We start from the raw sequence: 16,663 nt of genomic DNA, 5'->3' as shown, positions 1-16,663 counted from the left end.
TTGTTATGACGAGTTTTGTGGTCGCCAAATTTGGCGGCACCAGTGTGGCCGATTACGATGCCATGAACCGCAGCGCCGATGTGGTGCTGGCCGATCCGAATACCCGCCTGGTGGTGCTTTCCGCCTCTGCCGGCGTGACGAACCTGCTGGTTTCTCTGTCTGAAGGACTGGAAGCGACAGAACGTTTCGTGAAGCTGGATGCACTGCGCAAAATTCAGTTCGACATCCTTGAGCGTCTGCAGAACCCGAACGTCATCCGCGAGGAAGTGGAACGTCTGCTGGAAAATATCACCACGCTGGCCGAAGCGGCCTCTCTGGCAACCTCCACTGCCCTGACAGACGAACTGGTCAGCCACGGTGAACTGATGTCCACCCTGCTGTTCGTGGAAATCATGCGCGAACGTAATATTCCGGCGCAGTGGTTTGACGTGCGCAAAGTGATGCGTACCAGCGATCGCTTTGGCCGCGCCGAGCCGGACGTCGAAGCGCTGGCCGAGCTGACCACTCAGCAGCTGGCCCCACGCCTGGCCGATGGCATTGTGATCACCCAGGGCTTTATCGGCAGTGAAGCAAAAGGGCGCACAACAACGCTTGGCCGTGGCGGCAGCGACTACACCGCCGCGCTGCTGGGCGAAGCCCTGCATGCCACCCGTGTCGATATCTGGACTGACGTTCCGGGCATTTACACCACCGACCCGCGCGTCGTTTCCGCGGCCAAACGTATTGATGTCATCGCTTTTGAAGAGGCGGCGGAAATGGCCACCTTCGGCGCGAAAGTGCTGCACCCTGCCACGCTGCTGCCGGCCGTGCGCAGCGATATTCCGGTGTTCGTCGGCTCCAGTAAAGATCCGAAAGCGGGCGGTACGCTGGTCTGCAAGAAAACGGAAAACCCACCGCTGTTCCGCGCGCTGGCCCTGCGCCGTCGCCAGACGCTGGTGACGCTCCACAGCCATAATATGCTGCACTCCCGCGGTTTCCTGGCGGAAGTGTTTGGCATTCTGGCGCGCCATAATATCTCCGTGGATCTGATCACCACTTCTGAAGTGAGCATTGCGCTGACGCTGGACACCACCGGCTCTACCTCCACCGGCGACACCCTGCTGACACAGTCGCTGCTGATTGAGCTGTCTGAGCTGTGCCGCGTGGAAGTGGAAGAAGACCTGGCGCTGGTAGCCATCATCGGCAACAAACTGTCCCGCGCCTGCGGCGTGGGCAAAGAAGTGTTCGGCGTGCTCGACCCGTTCAACATCCGTATGATTTGCTACGGCGCGTCCAGCTATAACCTCTGCTTCCTGGTGCCTGCCGATCAGGCCGAGCAGGTGGTGCAGAAACTTCATCAGAATTTGTTTGAATAAAATTCGTTAGCACGATAAACATTACCTACAAGCCGGGCACAGACCCGGCTTTTTCATAACTAAACAACACGACAATACTGCAAGGAATCCACTATGTTATCCGCCATTACCCGGCTGTTCCCGCTCTGGGCGCTGCTGCTCTCCGTACTCGCGTATTACACTCCCGCCACCTTCACCGGCATTGGTCCGTGGGTCACCACGCTGCTGATGTTGATCATGTTCGGTATGGGTGTACACCTGAAAATCGACGACTTCAAACGTGTACTGTCCCGCCCGGCGCCTGTCGCAGCAGGGATTTTCCTCCACTACCTGGTGATGCCGCTTGCGGCGTGGCTACTGGCAATGGCCTTTAAGATGCCGCCCGACCTCTCCGCCGGAATGGTGTTGGTGGGTAGCGTGGCCAGCGGCACGGCGTCTAACGTGATGATCTACCTGGCAAAAGGCGACGTGGCGCTTTCCGTCACTATCTCTTCCGTCTCAACCCTGGTGGGCGTAATTGCCACACCGCTGTTAACCCGCCTGTACGTGGACGCGCATATTCAGGTGGATGTGATGGGCATGCTGCTGAGCATTCTGCAGATTGTGGTGATCCCGATTGCGCTGGGCCTGGTCATTCACCATCTTTTCCCGCGCGTGGTGAAAGCGGTTGAGCCGTATCTGCCGGCCTTTTCGATGGTCTGTATTCTGGCCATCATCAGCGCCGTGGTGGCGGGCTCCGCGTCGCACATTGCTTCCGTGGGGTTTGTGGTAATCGTCGCTGTGGTGCTGCATAACACCATCGGCCTGCTGGGCGGCTACTGGGGCGGGAAGCTGTTTGGCTTTGACGAATCGACCTGCCGCACGCTGGCAATAGAGGTAGGCATGCAGAACTCCGGCCTGGCGGCAGCGCTCGGGAAAATTTACTTTTCACCGCTGGCGGCACTGCCGGGAGCCCTGTTCTCCGTCTGGCATAACCTCTCCGGTTCGCTGCTGGCGGGCTACTGGTCAGGAAAACCGATAGAAGAAAAGCCACAGGAAAGCGGTGAATATCGTCTTTAAACGTCGGGTGTCGCTACGCTTACCCGACCTACGCTCAAGGTCCGCGTAAGGGTAGCGAGATATTGAAGGGGTTTAACGCCCCTTCTTTTTACGCCCCGGCTGGGTAAAGCGTTTGCCGTTACCCGGTTTGCCGCGTCCTTTCTCTTCCGCCTGTGGCGCCTTGACCACCGGGCGTTTAATCGCCTGGGTTTTCGGTTTCGCTTTGGCCTTCGGCTTCGCTTCGGACGAGGAGTTCTCGATAAGCTTAAACAGCTCGATCAGTTCATCATCGGTTAAATCGCGCCACTCGCCCAGCGGGATACCGGACAGGCTGACGTTCATGATGCGCGTGCGTTCCAGCTTCGTCACTTCATAACCGAAGTATTCGCACATACGGCGGATCTGGCGGTTTAAGCCCTGCACCAGGGTAATGCGGAACGCGAACGGCGCCTCTTTCTTCACCTTACACTTTTTCGTGACGGTCCCAAGGATCGGCACACCGGCGCCCATGCCGCGAATAAACTCGTCCGTGACCGGCTTATTCACCGTCACAATGTACTCTTTCTCGTGATCGTTACCGGCACGCAGGATTTTGTTGACCAGATCGCCGTGGTTGGTGAGGAAAATCAGCCCCTGAGAGTCTTTATCCAGACGGCCGATCGGGAAGATACGGCTGCTGTGGTTCACGAAATCAACAATGTTATCCCGCTCGCCATCTTCCGTGGTGCTGACAATCCCAACCGGTTTATTCAACGCGATAAACACCAGGTCTTCAGCATCGCGCGGTTCGATGAGCTGACCATTCACTTTTACCACGTCGCCAGGCATCACCTGGTCACCAATCGTGGCGCGTTTGCCGTTGAGGAACACGTTACCCTGTTCAATGTAACGGTCCGCCTCGCGACGTGAGCAGATCCCGCTCTCGCTAATGTATTTGTTTAATCGGGTTGATTGAGTTGGCAGCATAGTTTCTCCTGTGAAGGCGAAATATACCTTACCTTGAGGCTGACAAAAAAGTGTTAGTAACCGTTGATCAAAAAATCGAGTGCATCCCGCAGTGAAGCCCGGTTAAGCGTAAGATCGGCAACACGTTCGCCTAACTCTTTTGGCGATATGCCTGCCATCATATGCATCATTACCACGCAGGGCTTTCCCGCGATCTCAACGACAGGACACACTTTCTCAGGTGGACGAATACCGCCTAGCTGGCTTAATTCAACGGCGGGAGCGACCAGTACATGTTTCATCACATTGGCAACGGGATGCTGCATATTGATAAGCCATGGATAAGCTTTTCTTCCATTGCCTGCGTTCTCATAAGCAAAATACTGCTTCATCAGAACGATCTCTGAAAGTCACTAAAGGAGCCGTTTTCATCAACCCACTGATTAATGGCGTCAATCGAAGCTTTATTTTCTGCCAGCCACTCTGCACGCCGATGTTCACGAAACTGTTCCTGCAAAGCCGCCGTGAGCACGGCAGAAAGATTAAGTTTAAGCCTTCGCGCCTCTTCAAGGATGTCGGGCGACAGGGAAACATTCACTGATTTTTTAATGCTATTAGCACCGCGCATGAGAACCCCCATTGGAATGCGCATGAATTGGCGAAGTGTAGCGTAATAATTGAGCATTTTCTATTCCCTTAAAATTGTAAGGGTTGAAGAATAAATTGCTCTTTAGGGGGAGTCACGCCTCGCAAATCCGTTTTGCGAGGCGCTTTCAGAGATTAATACTCATCCCGCCCGTCATCTTCATCCGGCTGTTCCATCACGCTGTACGCCACCGCACAGAACAACGAGTTAAGGCGTTTCATATCCCCCAGCAGCCCCAGGTGCAGGGAGCTGGTTTCGATACTTTGCACGTTCTGTTGGTGCAGACGTTCCACGTGGGCGTGCGAGTAGCGGCGGTTGAGGATACGGAAGCGATGCTTGTTGCGGCGCAGGCGGCGCGCGCTTGGCACGTCGCTGGAAAAGAAGACCAGCATGGCCAGCTTCAGGTTGCTAAGAAGTTGTTCGTGCAGAGCTTCCAGCTCCTTCAGCCCTTCGACGGAGAATGCACGGCGGGCGGCCAGAGATTTGTCAGCAATTTCACTGCCCATCCGCTCCACAATATCCGAAGCCTGCTCAAGGTTAAGCGACATCTCAATAATTTCAGCCCAGCGGCGAGACTCCTCCTCCGCCAGTTCATCCTGCGGAATGCGCGCCAGATAGAGCTTGATGGCGGTATAGAGCACGTTGATATCGTCCGCCAGCCTGCGCAACTCTTTCTCTTCTCGCGGCTCGCCGTGCATCACCTTTTGCAGGCCTTCGAGCATGGTTTCCATGGCGTCGCCCATGCGAAGCGTCTCGCGGGCGGCATTCGCCAGCGCCAGCGCCGGCGTATCCAGCGCGGAGGTATCCAGATGCTTCGGTTTCAGGCGAGCGTCCAGCTCCGGTTCATCCTGGATCAGGCGCTCACAGAAGCGGGCCATCGGCTCGGCAAAGGGGACCATCGCCAGGCAACGTACCAGGTTGTAAAAGACGTGGAAGTAAATCACCAGCTCCGCCTTCGGCAGCGGGAGGTTGTCCATCAGGTTCGCCAGCGGATGGACAAACGGCAGAATGATCAGGCTGCCCACCAGCTTAAACAGCAGGCTACCCAGGGCCACGCGACGGGCGGCAGCGTTGGCGGCGCTGTTATTGAGCATCGCCAGCAGGCCAGAGCCGAGGTTAGCCCCGATCACCAGGCACAGCGCAACCGGGAAGGAGATCGCCCCGGCGGCGGTGAGCGTTGCCGTCAGCAGCACGGCGGCCAGGCTGGAGTAGCTGACGATGGCAAACACCGCGCCAATCAGCGCGTCCAGCATGATGTCACCGGTCAGGGAGGCGAAGATGACCTGAACACCGTTGGCCTCAGTAATAGGGGTGACGGCCTGAACAATCAGCTCCAGCGCCAGCAGGATCAACCCAAGGCCAATCCCCACGCGCCCAAGCTGCCCGGCCCGCGTCTGTTTGCGTCCGAGGAAGAAGATGACGCCAATGAAAATCAGCAGCGGCGACAGCCAGGAGAGATCGAACGTCAGGATACGCGCCATGAGCGCGGTACCCACGTCCGCCCCCAGCACAATGACCAGCGCCGGGGCCAGCGCCACCAGATCCTGCGCCACAAAGGAGGTGACAAGCAGTGTTGTGGCGTTACTGCTCTGCACCAGTGCCGTCACGCCAATGCCCGCGCAGAAGGCGAGCGGCTTCTTCTCAACGCTGTTGCTGAGAACGGTGCGTAAACGGGCACCAAAGACGCGCATTACGCCGGTACGAACGATATGGGTGCCCCAGACGAGCAGTGCGACTGCAGAGAGCAGATGTAACAAGGTCAGCACGGAAGGTTTTCCTCCTTATCGTTATTCGTTTTCCTTAGGTTCAGTATAAGGGTTTAAACGTAAGAAAGAGACAGGGCGCCCAATGAGCGCCCTGTTTGTTGTAAGGAAAAGTGACGTCAGTCCGCGTCGTAGCCTAAATTCGGTGCTAACCAGCGCTCCACTTCAGCAACGCTCATGCCTTTACGCAGGGCATAATCTTCAATCTGATCCCGCTGCAGCTGCGCCACGGCGAAATATTTGCTGTCAGGATGGCTGAAGTACCAGCCGGAAACGGACGCCCCCGGCCACATGGCGAACGACTCCGTGAGCTTCATCCCGGTATGCGCCTCTACGTCCAGTAATGTCCAGATGGTGCCTTTTTCGGTGTGCTCCGGACAGGCCGGATAACCCGGTGCCGGACGAATGCCCTGGTAGTTCTCGCGGATCAGCTCCTCGTTGCTGAGGTTCTCATTGGCCGCGTAGCCCCAGTGCACCTTACGTACGCGCTCATGCAGGTACTCGGCGAAGGCTTCCGCCAGGCGGTCGGCAATCGCTTTCACCATGATTTTATTGTAATCATCGTGCTGCGCTTCAAAAGCGTCCGCCAGGGCATCTTCTTCCAGACCACCGGTCACGGCGAAGGCACCGATATAATCCGCTTTACCGGAAAGCTTCGGCGCCACGAAATCGGCCAGGCAGTAGTTGGCAAAGCCCACTTTTTCGGTTTGCTGACGCAGATGGCGGCTGACCGCCAGCACATGGGTGCGGGTTTCATCACGATAAATTTCAATGTCATCGCCCACGCGGTTCGCCGGGAAGAGCCCGACCACGCCCCGCGGGTTAAGGGTTTTCTCTGCGCTGAGCTTATCGAGCATATCGTTGGCGTCTTTAAACAAGCGCTTCGCCTCATCACCGACCACCTCATCCTCGAGGATGCGCGGATATTTACCCGCTAGCGACCAGGTCATAAAGAACGGAGTCCAGTCGATGTAGTTGCGCAGCGTTTCGATGCTGGCGGTCACCTCCTGCACGCCCAGCCGATGGGCCACCGGCGGCGTATAGCTCGACCAGTCAAAGGCCAGATCGTTATCGCGTGCCGCCTGCAGCGTTACCGGTGGCGTACGCGGTTTCTTGCGGGAATGCTGGATGCGGACGGTTTCGTACTCTTTACGGGTACGCGCCACAAAGTCATCGCGCTGGGTGTCGGAGAGCAGCGCGGAGACCACGCCAACGGTGCGCGAGGCGTTCTGCACGTACACCGTCGGGCCGCTGTAGTTCTGTTCGATTTTAACTGCCGTGTGCGCTTTAGAGGTGGTCGCCCCGCCAATCAGCAGCGGAATGGTGAAGCCCTGACGCTCCATCTCTTTCGCCACGTTAACCATCTCGTCCAGCGACGGTGTGATCAGCCCGGAGAGGCCAATCAGGTCGGCATTCACTTCGCGCGCGGTCCTGAGGATTTTATCCGCCGGGACCATCACGCCGAGGTCGATAATTTCGTAGTTATTACACTGCAGCACCACGCCGACGATGTTCTTGCCGATGTCATGCACGTCGCCCTTCACGGTGGCAATGACCATTTTGCCGTTGCTGGAACCCTGCTCTTTGCTGGCTTCGATAAACGGCTCCAGGTATGCCACGGCCTGCTTCATTACGCGGGCAGACTTCACCACCTGGGGCAGGAACATCTTGCCCTCACCGAACAGATCGCCCACCACGTTCATGCCGTCCATCAGCGGCCCTTCGATCACTTCAATCGGACGGGCTGACTGCTGACGCGCCTCTTCGGTATCCTGTTCGATAAACTCGGTGATGCCTTTGACCAGCGAATATTCCAGGCGTTTTTTCACGTCCCAGGTGCGCCACTCGGCCTGCTGAACATTGGCTGCGTCATCCGACTTGCTGCCACGGTATTTTTCGGCCAAATCCAGCAACCGCTCGGTCGCGTCGTCGCGGCGGTTAAGGATCACATCTTCTACCGCGTCGCGTAGCTCCGCAGGCAGGTCGTCATAAATTGCCAGCTGTCCGGCATTGACGATCCCCATGTCCATCCCGTTGCGGATGGCGTAATAGAGGAACACGGCGTGAATCGCTTCACGCACCGGGTCGTTACCGCGGAACGAGAACGAGACGTTCGACACGCCGCCGGAGATCAGCGCATGCGGCAGCTCGCGTTTGATGTCTTCACACGCGCCGATAAAATCCTGGGCGTAGTTGTTGTGCTCTTCAATCCCGGTCGCGACGGCGAAGATATTCGGGTCAAAGATGATGTCTTCCGGCGGGAAGCCCACCTCTTCGGTTAAAATCTTGTACGCGCGGCGGCAAATCTCGATTTTGCGCTCGCGGGTGTCGGCTTGGCCCACTTCGTCAAAGGCCATCACCACCACGGCGGCCCCGTAGCGGCGCACCATCTTCGCGTGGTGGATAAAGATGTCCACGCCCTCTTTCATCGAGATGGAGTTGACGATGCCTTTCCCCTGAATGCACTTCAGCCCTTTTTCGATGACCTCCCATTTGGAGGAGTCAATCATGATCGGCACGCGGGCGATATCCGGCTCACCGGCAATCAGGTTGAGGAAACGCACCATCGCAGCTTCGGCGTCGAGCATCCCCTCATCCATGTTGATATCGATAATCTGAGCGCCGCTCTCCACCTGCTGGCGGGCGACGTCCAGCGCTTCGCTGTACTTCTCTTCTTTAATCAGGCGCTTGAACTTCGCCGAGCCGGTGACGTTAGTACGTTCACCCACGTTCACAAACAGGCTGTCTTCGCCGATGGTCAACGGCTCAAGGCCGGAAAGACGACAGGCAACGGGAAGCTCCGGCAGCTTGCGCGGCGGCAGTCCGGCTACGGCGTTGCTCATCGCGGCGATGTGCGCCGGCGTGGTGCCACAGCAGCCGCCGACGATGTTCAGGAAGCCGGACTCGGCCCATTCGCGAATTTGTGCCGCCATGGTGTCGGCATCCAGATCGTACTCACCAAACGCATTCGGCAGACCGGCGTTCGGGTGGGCGGTGACGTAGCATTCCGCAATACGCGACAGCTCCTGCACGTACTGGCGCAGCTCATCCGGCCCCAGCGCACAGTTCAGGCCGAAGGAGAGGGCCTCCGCATGCCGCAGCGAGTTGTAAAACGCTTCAGTTGTCTGGCCGGACAGGGTACGGCCCGAGGCGTCGGTGATGGTGCCGGAAATCATGATCGGCAGGTCAACGCCCAGCGCCTCGAACTCCTCTTTCACCGCGTAAATCGCGGCTTTGGCGTTGAGGGTGTCGAATACCGTTTCAATCAGGATCAGATCGGAACCGCCTTCCACCAGCGCTCTGGTCGATTCACGATAGGCCACGACCAGCTGGTCAAAGGTGATATTACGAAACGCCGGGTCGTTCACGTCCGGTGAAATCGACGCGGTGCGGTTAGTGGGACCCAGCACTCCTGCAACGTAGCGCGGTTTCTCCGGCGTGCGGGCCGTCCACTCATCGGCACAGGCGCGCGCCAGTTTCGCGGCTTCATAGTTGATTTCCGCCGACAGGGATTCCATCTGGTAATCCGCCATGGCGATGGTTGTCGAGTTAAAGGTGTTGGTTTCAATAATATCCGCACCCGCCTCGAAGTAGGCGTTGTGGATATCCTTGATCACTGACGGCTTGCTGAGCACCAGCAGGTCGTTGTTTCCTTTCAGGTCGCATGGCCAGTCAGCGAAGCGTTCGCCGCGGAAATCGTCTTCGCTCAGGCGATAGCCCTGGATCATAGTGCCCATACCGCCGTCCAGCACCAGAATTCGTTCATTTAACTGCGCACGCAGTTGCTCTACTTTGCTGCTCACACTTGCTCCCGACAACGCTCAACAAGGCCAAAAGGCTGCGTCCCATACTGGCACAATCTCGCAGGGTGGAAAAGTCACTCAGGGGTAACATGAGACATGTTCACCATCACTCCTCCGATCAGTCAGGATAACGGTTGCAAATTCACCAAATAAAACGAAAATGATTTCCACGATACAGAAAAAGGAGATCGTCATGGTCGCGACCGTTCCCGCTAAACGCGGCAGAAAACCTGCTGCCACCGCCACCGCCGCACAACAGGGCGGACAGGTTCAATCGCTCACGCGCGGTCTGAAGCTGCTGGAGTGGATAGCCGAGTCGCACAGCAGCGTGGCCCTGACGGAGCTGGCGCAGCAGGCGGGCCTGCCGAACTCCACAACCCACCGGCTGCTGACCACCATGCAACAGCTGGGCTTTGTCCGTCAGGTCGGCGAGCTGGGGCACTGGGCGGTAGGCGCCCATGCGTTTATCGTCGGCAGCAGCTTCCTGCAGAGTCGCAACCTGCTGGCGATTGTGCACCCGATTCTGCGCAAACTGATGGAAGATTCCGGTGAGACGGTAAACCTGGCGGTGCTCGACCAGAGCGACCATCAGGCGATCATTATTGATCAGGTTCAGTGCACGCAGCTGATGCGCATGTCAGCCCCCATTGGCGGCAAGCTGCCGATGCACGCGTCGGGCGCGGGGAAAGCGTTTCTGTCACAGCTGAGCGAGGAACAGGTGACAGGGCTGCTGCACCGCAAGGGACTGCATGCCTATACGCACGCTACGCTGGTGTCGCCGGTGCATCTGAAAGAAGATTTGGCCCTGACCCGCAAGCGCGGCTATTCGTTCGACGACGAGGAGCACGCCCTGGGCCTGCGCTGTATTGCGGCCTGTATTTTTGACGAGCACCGCGAACCGTTTGCCGCCATCTCCATCTCCGGGCCGATTTCCCGCATGACCGATGATCGGGTCACCGAGCTGGGTGCGCTGGTGATTAAGGCGGCAAAAGAGGTGACCCTGGCGTATGGTGGGATCCGTTAGGCATGCATTGCCGGGTGGCGGCTTCGCCTTACCCGGCCTGCATGATGCCCTCTGAAAACCGGATGCAAAACCGCTGCTTACGGCGGTAAGCGTAGACATCTTCCACATGTCCGTTTTTAATCCGCGTTTGCAGCCCCCGCCAGTAGCTGGCGCGGAACAGATCCTCGTGCATCTCTTCAAATAACGGCCCAATGCGCGGGTCAGCGCACAGCCAGTGGCGAAACTCTTCAGGAAAGACATCGCCCGGTGAGACGCTGTACCACGGCTCGCCGGAAAGCTCATCTTCCGGATAACGGGGCGGTGGGATATCGCGGAAATTCACTTCTGTCATGTAGCAAATTTCGTCGTAATCGTAGAACACCACGCGTCCGTGACGCGTGACGCCGAAGTTCTTATACAGCATATCGCCGGGGAAAATATTGGCCGCGGCAAGCTGGCGAATCGCGTTGCCGTACTCTTCAATGGCATCACGCAGCGCCTGGCCTTCGGACTGCTCCAGCCAGATATTCAGCGGCACCATGCGGCGTTCAATGTAGAGATGGCTTATTACGATTTTGTCGCCAAGATCGGTGATTTTACCCGAGGCTTCCTGCAGTAAAAGGGTCATGAGCGCCGGATCGATCTGCTGCTTATCCAGCACAAAGTTTTCGAACTCCTGAGTATCCGCCATGCGCCCGACGCGATCGTGCTCCTTCACCAGCTGGTAGCAGGCACGAACGTGTGCCGCGGTCATCTCTTTCTGCGGCGCGAATTTATCTTTGATCACCTTAAATACGCGGTCGAAGCCCGGAAGGGTAAATACCAGCATCACCATGCCGCGAATGCCGGGCGCTTCAATAAACTGCTCATCGGCGGTGGTGACATAGCGCAGGTATTCCCGGTAGCTTTCCGTTTTAGCGTGCTTCTGACAGCCAATCGCCATATACAGCTCGGCCGTGGTTTTGCCCGGCAGGATCTCACGCAACCACTCCACGAGCGCGGCCGGTAACGGGGCATAGACCATAAAGTAGGAGCGGGCGAAGCCAAACACAATGCTGGCCTCCGCGCTGGTGGTCAGGCAGGTATCGACAAACAGTTCGCCGTCATCGGTACGATGGATGGGCAGCAGAAACGGCAGAATGGCCGAGGGTGTAATCAGTTTACCGACCAGCCATGCAGCTTTATTGCGGTAGAAAAGCTCATTAGCGACCTGCAAATGGCTGTGGCTGAGCACCTCCGTGCCGAAGGTTTCAATAAGATGGGCGTGGATATAACCAATATCCCGGGCTTTATTCTCCCAGGGTAAGCGCAGCGGCAAATCAGTTAGCACACGATGCAGGAGCTTTTCCCATCCGCTATCAGGGAAGAAATCTTTGGCCAGCGGACGCGGAATGGTACGAAAGCGTCGCTCGGGCTGGGAGCTGAAGATAAATAACCGCTCAGGAGATAATGAGCGGTGGTCAAATAACCGGCAATAGACGGAGTTAAAAAAGCTCTCCGCAATCTCGAAGCGCGGGTAGTCCGGTAACAAATGGGTGTAATGATCCTTCACGCGCAGCAAAAATTCCGCATCCGGGCTTTTACCGTCGGTAATACAGCGCAACTGCTCCACCACCAGACCCACGTGGTGGTCGTAAAGATGGATACGCTGCTTCATCGCCTGCTGCACCGCATGCCAGTCAGCGTGTTCAAAGCGCTGCTGAGCGCCGGAGGTCACTTCCAGAAAACGTCCATACTGGGCATCAAAGCCCTGCAGAATAGTTTGGGCAATCAGTAATTCCAGACCACGCGACATATATTCCCCTTACCCCTCACCCCGGCCCTCTCCCCTCCGGGGAGAGGGTTAGGGTGAGGGGAGGAAAACATCAGAACTGTGCTTCTTCCGTTGATCCTGTTAAAGCGGTGACGGAGGAGGCGCCACCCTGAATGATGGTCGTCACGTTATCGAAGTAGCCGGTTCCCACCTCCTGCTGATGTGAAACGAAGGTATAGCCCTCTTTACCGGCGGCAAATTCTGGCTGCTGTACCTTCTCAACATAGTGCTTCATCCCCTCGCCCTGCGCGTAGGCATGGGCCAGGTCGAACATGTTGAACCACATGCTGTGGATACCCGCCAGGGTGATGAACTGGTACTTGTAGCCCATATCGGACAGCTGCTGCTGGAAGCTGGCGATGGTTTTATCGTCCAGATTCTTCTGCCAGTTGAAGGACGGCGAGCAGTTATAGGCCAGCAGTTTGCCCGGGTATTTCGCGTGGATGGCATCGGCAAAGCGTTTTGCCAGCGCCAGATCCGGCGTGGAGGTTTCACACCAGACCAGGTCCGCGTACGGGGCGTACGCCAGGCCACGGCTGATCGCCTGCTCAATGCCCGCATGGGTGCGATAGAACCCTTCGCTGGTGCGCTCGCCGGTAATAAACTCGCTGTCGTACGGGTCGCAGTCCGAGGTGATCAGGTCAGCCGCGTCCGCATCGGTACGGGCAATGACCAGCGTCGGCACGCCGAGCACGTCAGCGGCCAGACGCGCCGCTACCAGCTTCTGAATCGCTTCCTGGGTCGGGACGAGAACTTTTCCGCCCATGTGCCCGCACTTCTTCACGGAGGCCAGCTGATCTTCAAAGTGAACGGCCGCTGCACCGGCCGCAATCATCGATTTCATCAGCTCAAATGCGTTCAGCACGCCGCCGAAGCCCGCTTCCGCATCCGCAACGATCGGCAGGAAGTAGTCAATAAAGCGCGGATCGCCAGGTTCGATACCGGCAGCCCACTGGATCTGATCCGCACGGCGGAAGGTGTTGTTGATCCGATCCACGACCGACGGCACCGAGTTAGCGGGATAGAGCGACTGATCCGGATACATGCTGGACGCCAGGTTGGCATCCGCCGCGACCTGCCAACCGGAGAGATAAATAGCTTCAATGCCTGCCTTCGCCTGCTGCAGTGCCTGACCGCCGGTCAGCGCACCGAGGCTGTTGATATAGCCCTTTTTGGAACCGCCGTGCAGCAGCTTCCACATTTTCGCTGCACCGTTCTGGGCCAGCGTGCATTCCGGATTGACCGAGCCGCGTAATTTCACCACCTCTTCCGCGCTATAAGGACGGCGGATGCCTTCCCAGCGAGGCTGTGTCCACTCTTTCTTTAATTCTTCGATTTGTTGGGTACGGGTTTTCATGTGCAGATGCTCCATATTGTTATGTGGTGAGTTACGCCAGGAAGCGGTAGCCCGGCAGGGTCAGGAAGTCGATTAAGTCATCTGATGTGGTGATTTGCTCCATCAGGCGCGCGGCGTCGTCAAAACGTCCGCTGCTGAAGCGGTGTTCGCCCAGCTCGTCCTGGATCACCCGCATCTCTTCAGCCAGCATCTGGCGGAACAGGGATTTGGTCACCGGCTTGCCGTTGCTGAGCGTTTTTTGATGGTGGATCCACTGCCAGATTGAGGTGCGTGAGATCTCTGCCGTCGCGGCATCTTCCATCAGGCCATAGATCGGTACACAGCCGTTGCCGGAGATCCACGCTTCGATGTACTGCACGGCGACGCGGATATTGGCGCGCATGCCCTCTTCGGTACGTTCACCTGCGCACGGAGCCAGCAGCTGTTCTTCCGCCGTTGGGGCATCCTCTTCGCGCGTGACGAACAGTTGGTTTTTGTTGTCACCGAGTACGCGGTTGAAGACCTCCATTGCCGTATCGGCCAGGCCGGGATGCGCAATCCACGTGCCGTCGTGACCGTTACGTGCTTCAAGCTCTTTATCGGCTTTCACCTTGTTGAGCACCTGGTTGTTACGCTCAGCATCTTTGCTCGGGATAAAGGCCGCCATACCGCCCATCGCAAAAGCGCCGCGCTTGTGGCAGGTTTTGATCAGCAGACGCGAGTAGGCGCTGAGGAAAGGTTTATCCATGGTGACAACCTGGCGGTCCGGCAGCACGCGGTCGGGATAGTTTTTCAGGGTTTTGATATAGCTGAAAATATAGTCCCAGCGCCCACAGTTCAGGCCAACAATGTGGTCGCGCAGGGCATGGAGAATTTCGTTCATCTGGAACACTGCGGGCAATGTTTCAATCAGCAGTGTGGCCTTGATGGTGCCACGCGGCAGGTTGAAACGATCTTCCGCATAGCTGAACACCTCGCTCCACCAGGCCGCTTCCTGCCAGGCCTGCGTTTTAGGCAGATAGAAATACGGGCCGCTACCTTTTGCCAGCAGGGCTTTATAGTTGTGGAAGAAATAGAGCGCAAAATCAAACAGGCTTCCCGGAATGGCTTCCCCGCGCCAGGTAACATGTTTTTCCGGCAGATGCAGACCGCGTACGCGACAGATCAGCACCGCCGGGTTCGGTTTGAGTTGATAAATTTTACCGGCTTCGTTGGTATAGCTGATGGTGCCGTTCACGGCATCGCGCAGGTTGATCTGACCCTCGATGACCTTACGCCAGTCCGGTGCCAGCGAGTCTTCAAAATCGGCCATAAAGACTTTAACGTTCGCGTTCATGGCGTTGATCACCATTTTACGCTCTACCGGACCGGTGATCTCAACGCGACGATCCTGTAAGTCGTCAGGAATGCCGCGGATTTTCCATTCACTACGGCGAATGGAAGCGGTTTCCGAAATAAAACCAGGCAACTTGCCGTTATCAATTTCCTGCTGCTGATGAATGCGTGCCGCCAGCAGCTTATTACGCTGTGGCGTAAAACGAGTTACCAGTTCAGTCAGAAATTCTACCGCTTCTGCCGTCAATACTTGCTGTTCCTGCTCGCCATACGGCTGGGTAAAGGCCAGTTCATCGACCGTCGTTGCCTGTTGAGTCATTACTCTGCTCCTCATCAAAGATCCAAAATCACGCCCCCGATGCGAACGAAAGATCGTTGGGTAGTTTTCGCTCAGCAGAATTAAGACTATCTCCATTTTTTCTAAAATCAAAAACAATTTCCATTTTAATTTAAAATAACAGGCAACCAATTGATTTTAATGAGATTAAAGTTACCTCGCTTGATGAGTGGAATTTCGGAAATAAAAAAGGCACCCGAAGGTGCCTGATGTGAATAGCTGAAACGCTTTAGGATCGTTTAGTGCAGACGATTACTCCAGCGTCGGATTCATGTGACGCAGATCGTATGGCGTGATCTGGTAGACGTAATAGTTGAGCCAGTTGGTAAAAAGTAAATTCCCGTGGCTGCGCCAGGTGGCTCTCGGTGTGTTTTGTGGATCGTTTTTCGGGAAATAGTTGTACGGCACATCCGGGTTAAGGCCCGCTTCGACATCACGGAAATACTCTGACGCGAGGGTATACGGATCGTACTCCGGATGTCCGGTCACAAAGGCAATGCGTTTATCTTTGCTGGCAAACAGGTAAGCATCGCCATCCTCTGTTTCAGCCAGGATCTCCAGATCGGTGTAATCACGTATCAGCTGCGCCGGGAAATCGGCATAACGTGAATGTGGCGCCAGGAAAGAATCATCAAACCCGCGCGTCAGCAGAGCATGGGGATGGAGAATGTGGTGTTCGTACACGCCGGAGAGCTTTTCAGTGCGGGTTTGCTTGGGGATGCCATAAAGAATATTCAGAGCGGCTTGTACCGCCCAACAGACAAACAATGTCGACGTGACGTGATCTTTTGCCCACTCCAGCACCTGTTTGATCTGCGGCCAGTAGGCAACATCGTTGAATTCAACCAGACCCAGCGGGGCACCGGTCACAATCAGTCCGTCGAAGTTTTCGCCCTGAATGTCATCGAAGTTGCAGTAGAAGGTGTTCAGATGCTCAGAAGGCGTATTACGCGACTCTCGGGCATCGATTCGCAGGAGCTGAATATCCACCTGCAGCGGGGAGTTCGAGAGCAAACGCAGGAACTGGTTTTCAGTTTCAATCTTCTTCGGCATCAGATTGAGAATAAGCACCTTCAGCGGGCGAATTTCCTGAACTGTCGCACGTGAAGCCGTCATAACGAAGACGTTTTCTTCACGTAAGAAATTGACGGCTGGTAGCTCGTCCTGCACCCGAATCGGCATAACCTTACTTCCTCACAGTATACGTATAAACGTTTAGACATCCAGACAGCTAACGATACCCAGAAATGATCGGAATGTCGAGTCTGCAAGGCGAAGGTGAGAAAGTTTCAGGGAGAGGGAGAAAAACA

Annotated in this window: 12 protein-coding genes; 3 read left to right on the top strand and 9 right to left on the bottom strand. The window is 56.5% G+C overall.

The window, feature by feature from the left end; all coding sequences use genetic code 11:
• Positions 1–5: 5 nt before the first annotated feature.
• Positions 6–1,355 (top strand): lysine-sensitive aspartokinase 3, encoded by a 1,350-nt coding sequence (lysC, locus tag EKN83_RS19355; protein WP_045286172.1) that lies wholly within the window; start codon positions 6–8, stop codon positions 1,353–1,355.
• 93 nt (positions 1,356–1,448) lie between these two features.
• The gene (gene panS / locus EKN83_RS19350; protein WP_126801513.1) at positions 1,449–2,393 is read left to right on the top strand and encodes a ketopantoate/pantoate/pantothenate transporter PanS; all 945 of its coding nucleotides are present in this window, start codon (positions 1,449–1,451) and stop codon (positions 2,391–2,393) included.
• Between the two features lie 72 nt (positions 2,394–2,465).
• Here the strand turns inward: panS and rluF are convergent, their stop codons facing one another.
• The 5 genes from rluF to metH all read right to left on the bottom strand — a co-directional run bounded on the left by rluF (position 2,466) and on the right by metH (position 9,529).
• The gene (gene rluF, locus EKN83_RS19345; protein ID WP_048957452.1) at positions 2,466–3,338 is read right to left on the bottom strand and encodes a 23S rRNA pseudouridine(2604) synthase RluF; all 873 of its coding nucleotides are present in this window, start codon (positions 3,336–3,338) and stop codon (positions 2,466–2,468) included.
• A 53-nt stretch (positions 3,339–3,391) separates the two neighbouring features.
• Positions 3,392–3,709 (bottom strand): CcdB family protein, encoded by a 318-nt coding sequence (locus EKN83_RS19340; RefSeq protein ID WP_126801512.1) that lies wholly within the window; start codon positions 3,707–3,709, stop codon positions 3,392–3,394.
• Complete coding sequence (locus tag EKN83_RS19335; protein WP_126801511.1) at positions 3,709–4,002, bottom strand: type II toxin-antitoxin system CcdA family antitoxin; 294 nt, start codon at positions 4,000–4,002, stop codon at positions 3,709–3,711. The genes EKN83_RS19340 and EKN83_RS19335 overlap by 1 nt, the downstream gene beginning before the upstream one ends.
• Before the next feature lie 95 nt (positions 4,003–4,097).
• Positions 4,098–5,729: a Na/Pi cotransporter family protein gene (locus EKN83_RS19330; RefSeq protein ID WP_045286170.1), complete on the bottom strand. Its 1,632-nt coding sequence runs from the start codon at positions 5,727–5,729 to the stop codon at positions 4,098–4,100.
• A gap of 116 nt (positions 5,730–5,845) precedes the next feature.
• Positions 5,846–9,529 carry a methionine synthase gene (metH, locus tag EKN83_RS19325; RefSeq protein ID WP_126801510.1) on the bottom strand — a complete coding sequence of 1,228 codons (3,684 nt, stop codon included), beginning with the start codon at positions 9,527–9,529 and terminating at the stop codon, positions 5,846–5,848.
• Between the two features lie 193 nt (positions 9,530–9,722).
• Between metH and iclR the strand changes: the two genes are divergently transcribed.
• On the top strand, positions 9,723–10,553 hold the full coding sequence (gene iclR, locus EKN83_RS19320) for a glyoxylate bypass operon transcriptional repressor IclR (RefSeq protein WP_126801509.1): 831 nt from the start codon (positions 9,723–9,725) through the stop codon (positions 10,551–10,553).
• Positions 10,554–10,581: 28 nt separating this feature from the next.
• Here the strand turns inward: iclR and aceK are convergent, their stop codons facing one another.
• From aceK to metA, 4 genes are all read right to left on the bottom strand, one after another.
• Positions 10,582–12,327, bottom strand: a complete 1,746-nt coding sequence (aceK, locus tag EKN83_RS19315; protein WP_126801508.1) for a bifunctional isocitrate dehydrogenase kinase/phosphatase — start codon at positions 12,325–12,327, stop codon at positions 10,582–10,584.
• Between the two features lie 70 nt (positions 12,328–12,397).
• The gene (aceA, locus tag EKN83_RS19310; RefSeq protein WP_126801507.1) at positions 12,398–13,702 is read right to left on the bottom strand and encodes an isocitrate lyase; all 1,305 of its coding nucleotides are present in this window, start codon (positions 13,700–13,702) and stop codon (positions 12,398–12,400) included.
• Positions 13,703–13,733: 31 nt separating this feature from the next.
• On the bottom strand, positions 13,734–15,335 hold the full coding sequence (aceB, locus tag EKN83_RS19305) for a malate synthase A (protein ID WP_025759007.1): 1,602 nt from the start codon (positions 15,333–15,335) through the stop codon (positions 13,734–13,736).
• Positions 15,336–15,605: 270 nt separating this feature from the next.
• Complete coding sequence (gene metA / locus EKN83_RS19300; protein ID WP_126801506.1) at positions 15,606–16,535, bottom strand: homoserine O-succinyltransferase; 930 nt, start codon at positions 16,533–16,535, stop codon at positions 15,606–15,608.
• Positions 16,536–16,663 lie beyond the last annotated feature (128 nt).

The organism is Enterobacter sp. WCHEn090032 (assembly GCF_003986875.1).
GTDB lineage: Bacteria > Pseudomonadota > Gammaproteobacteria > Enterobacterales > Enterobacteriaceae > Enterobacter > Enterobacter sichuanensis.
The sequence above is the reverse complement of the archived record's forward strand: the minus strand, read 5'-3'. Positions and strand labels throughout refer to the sequence as shown.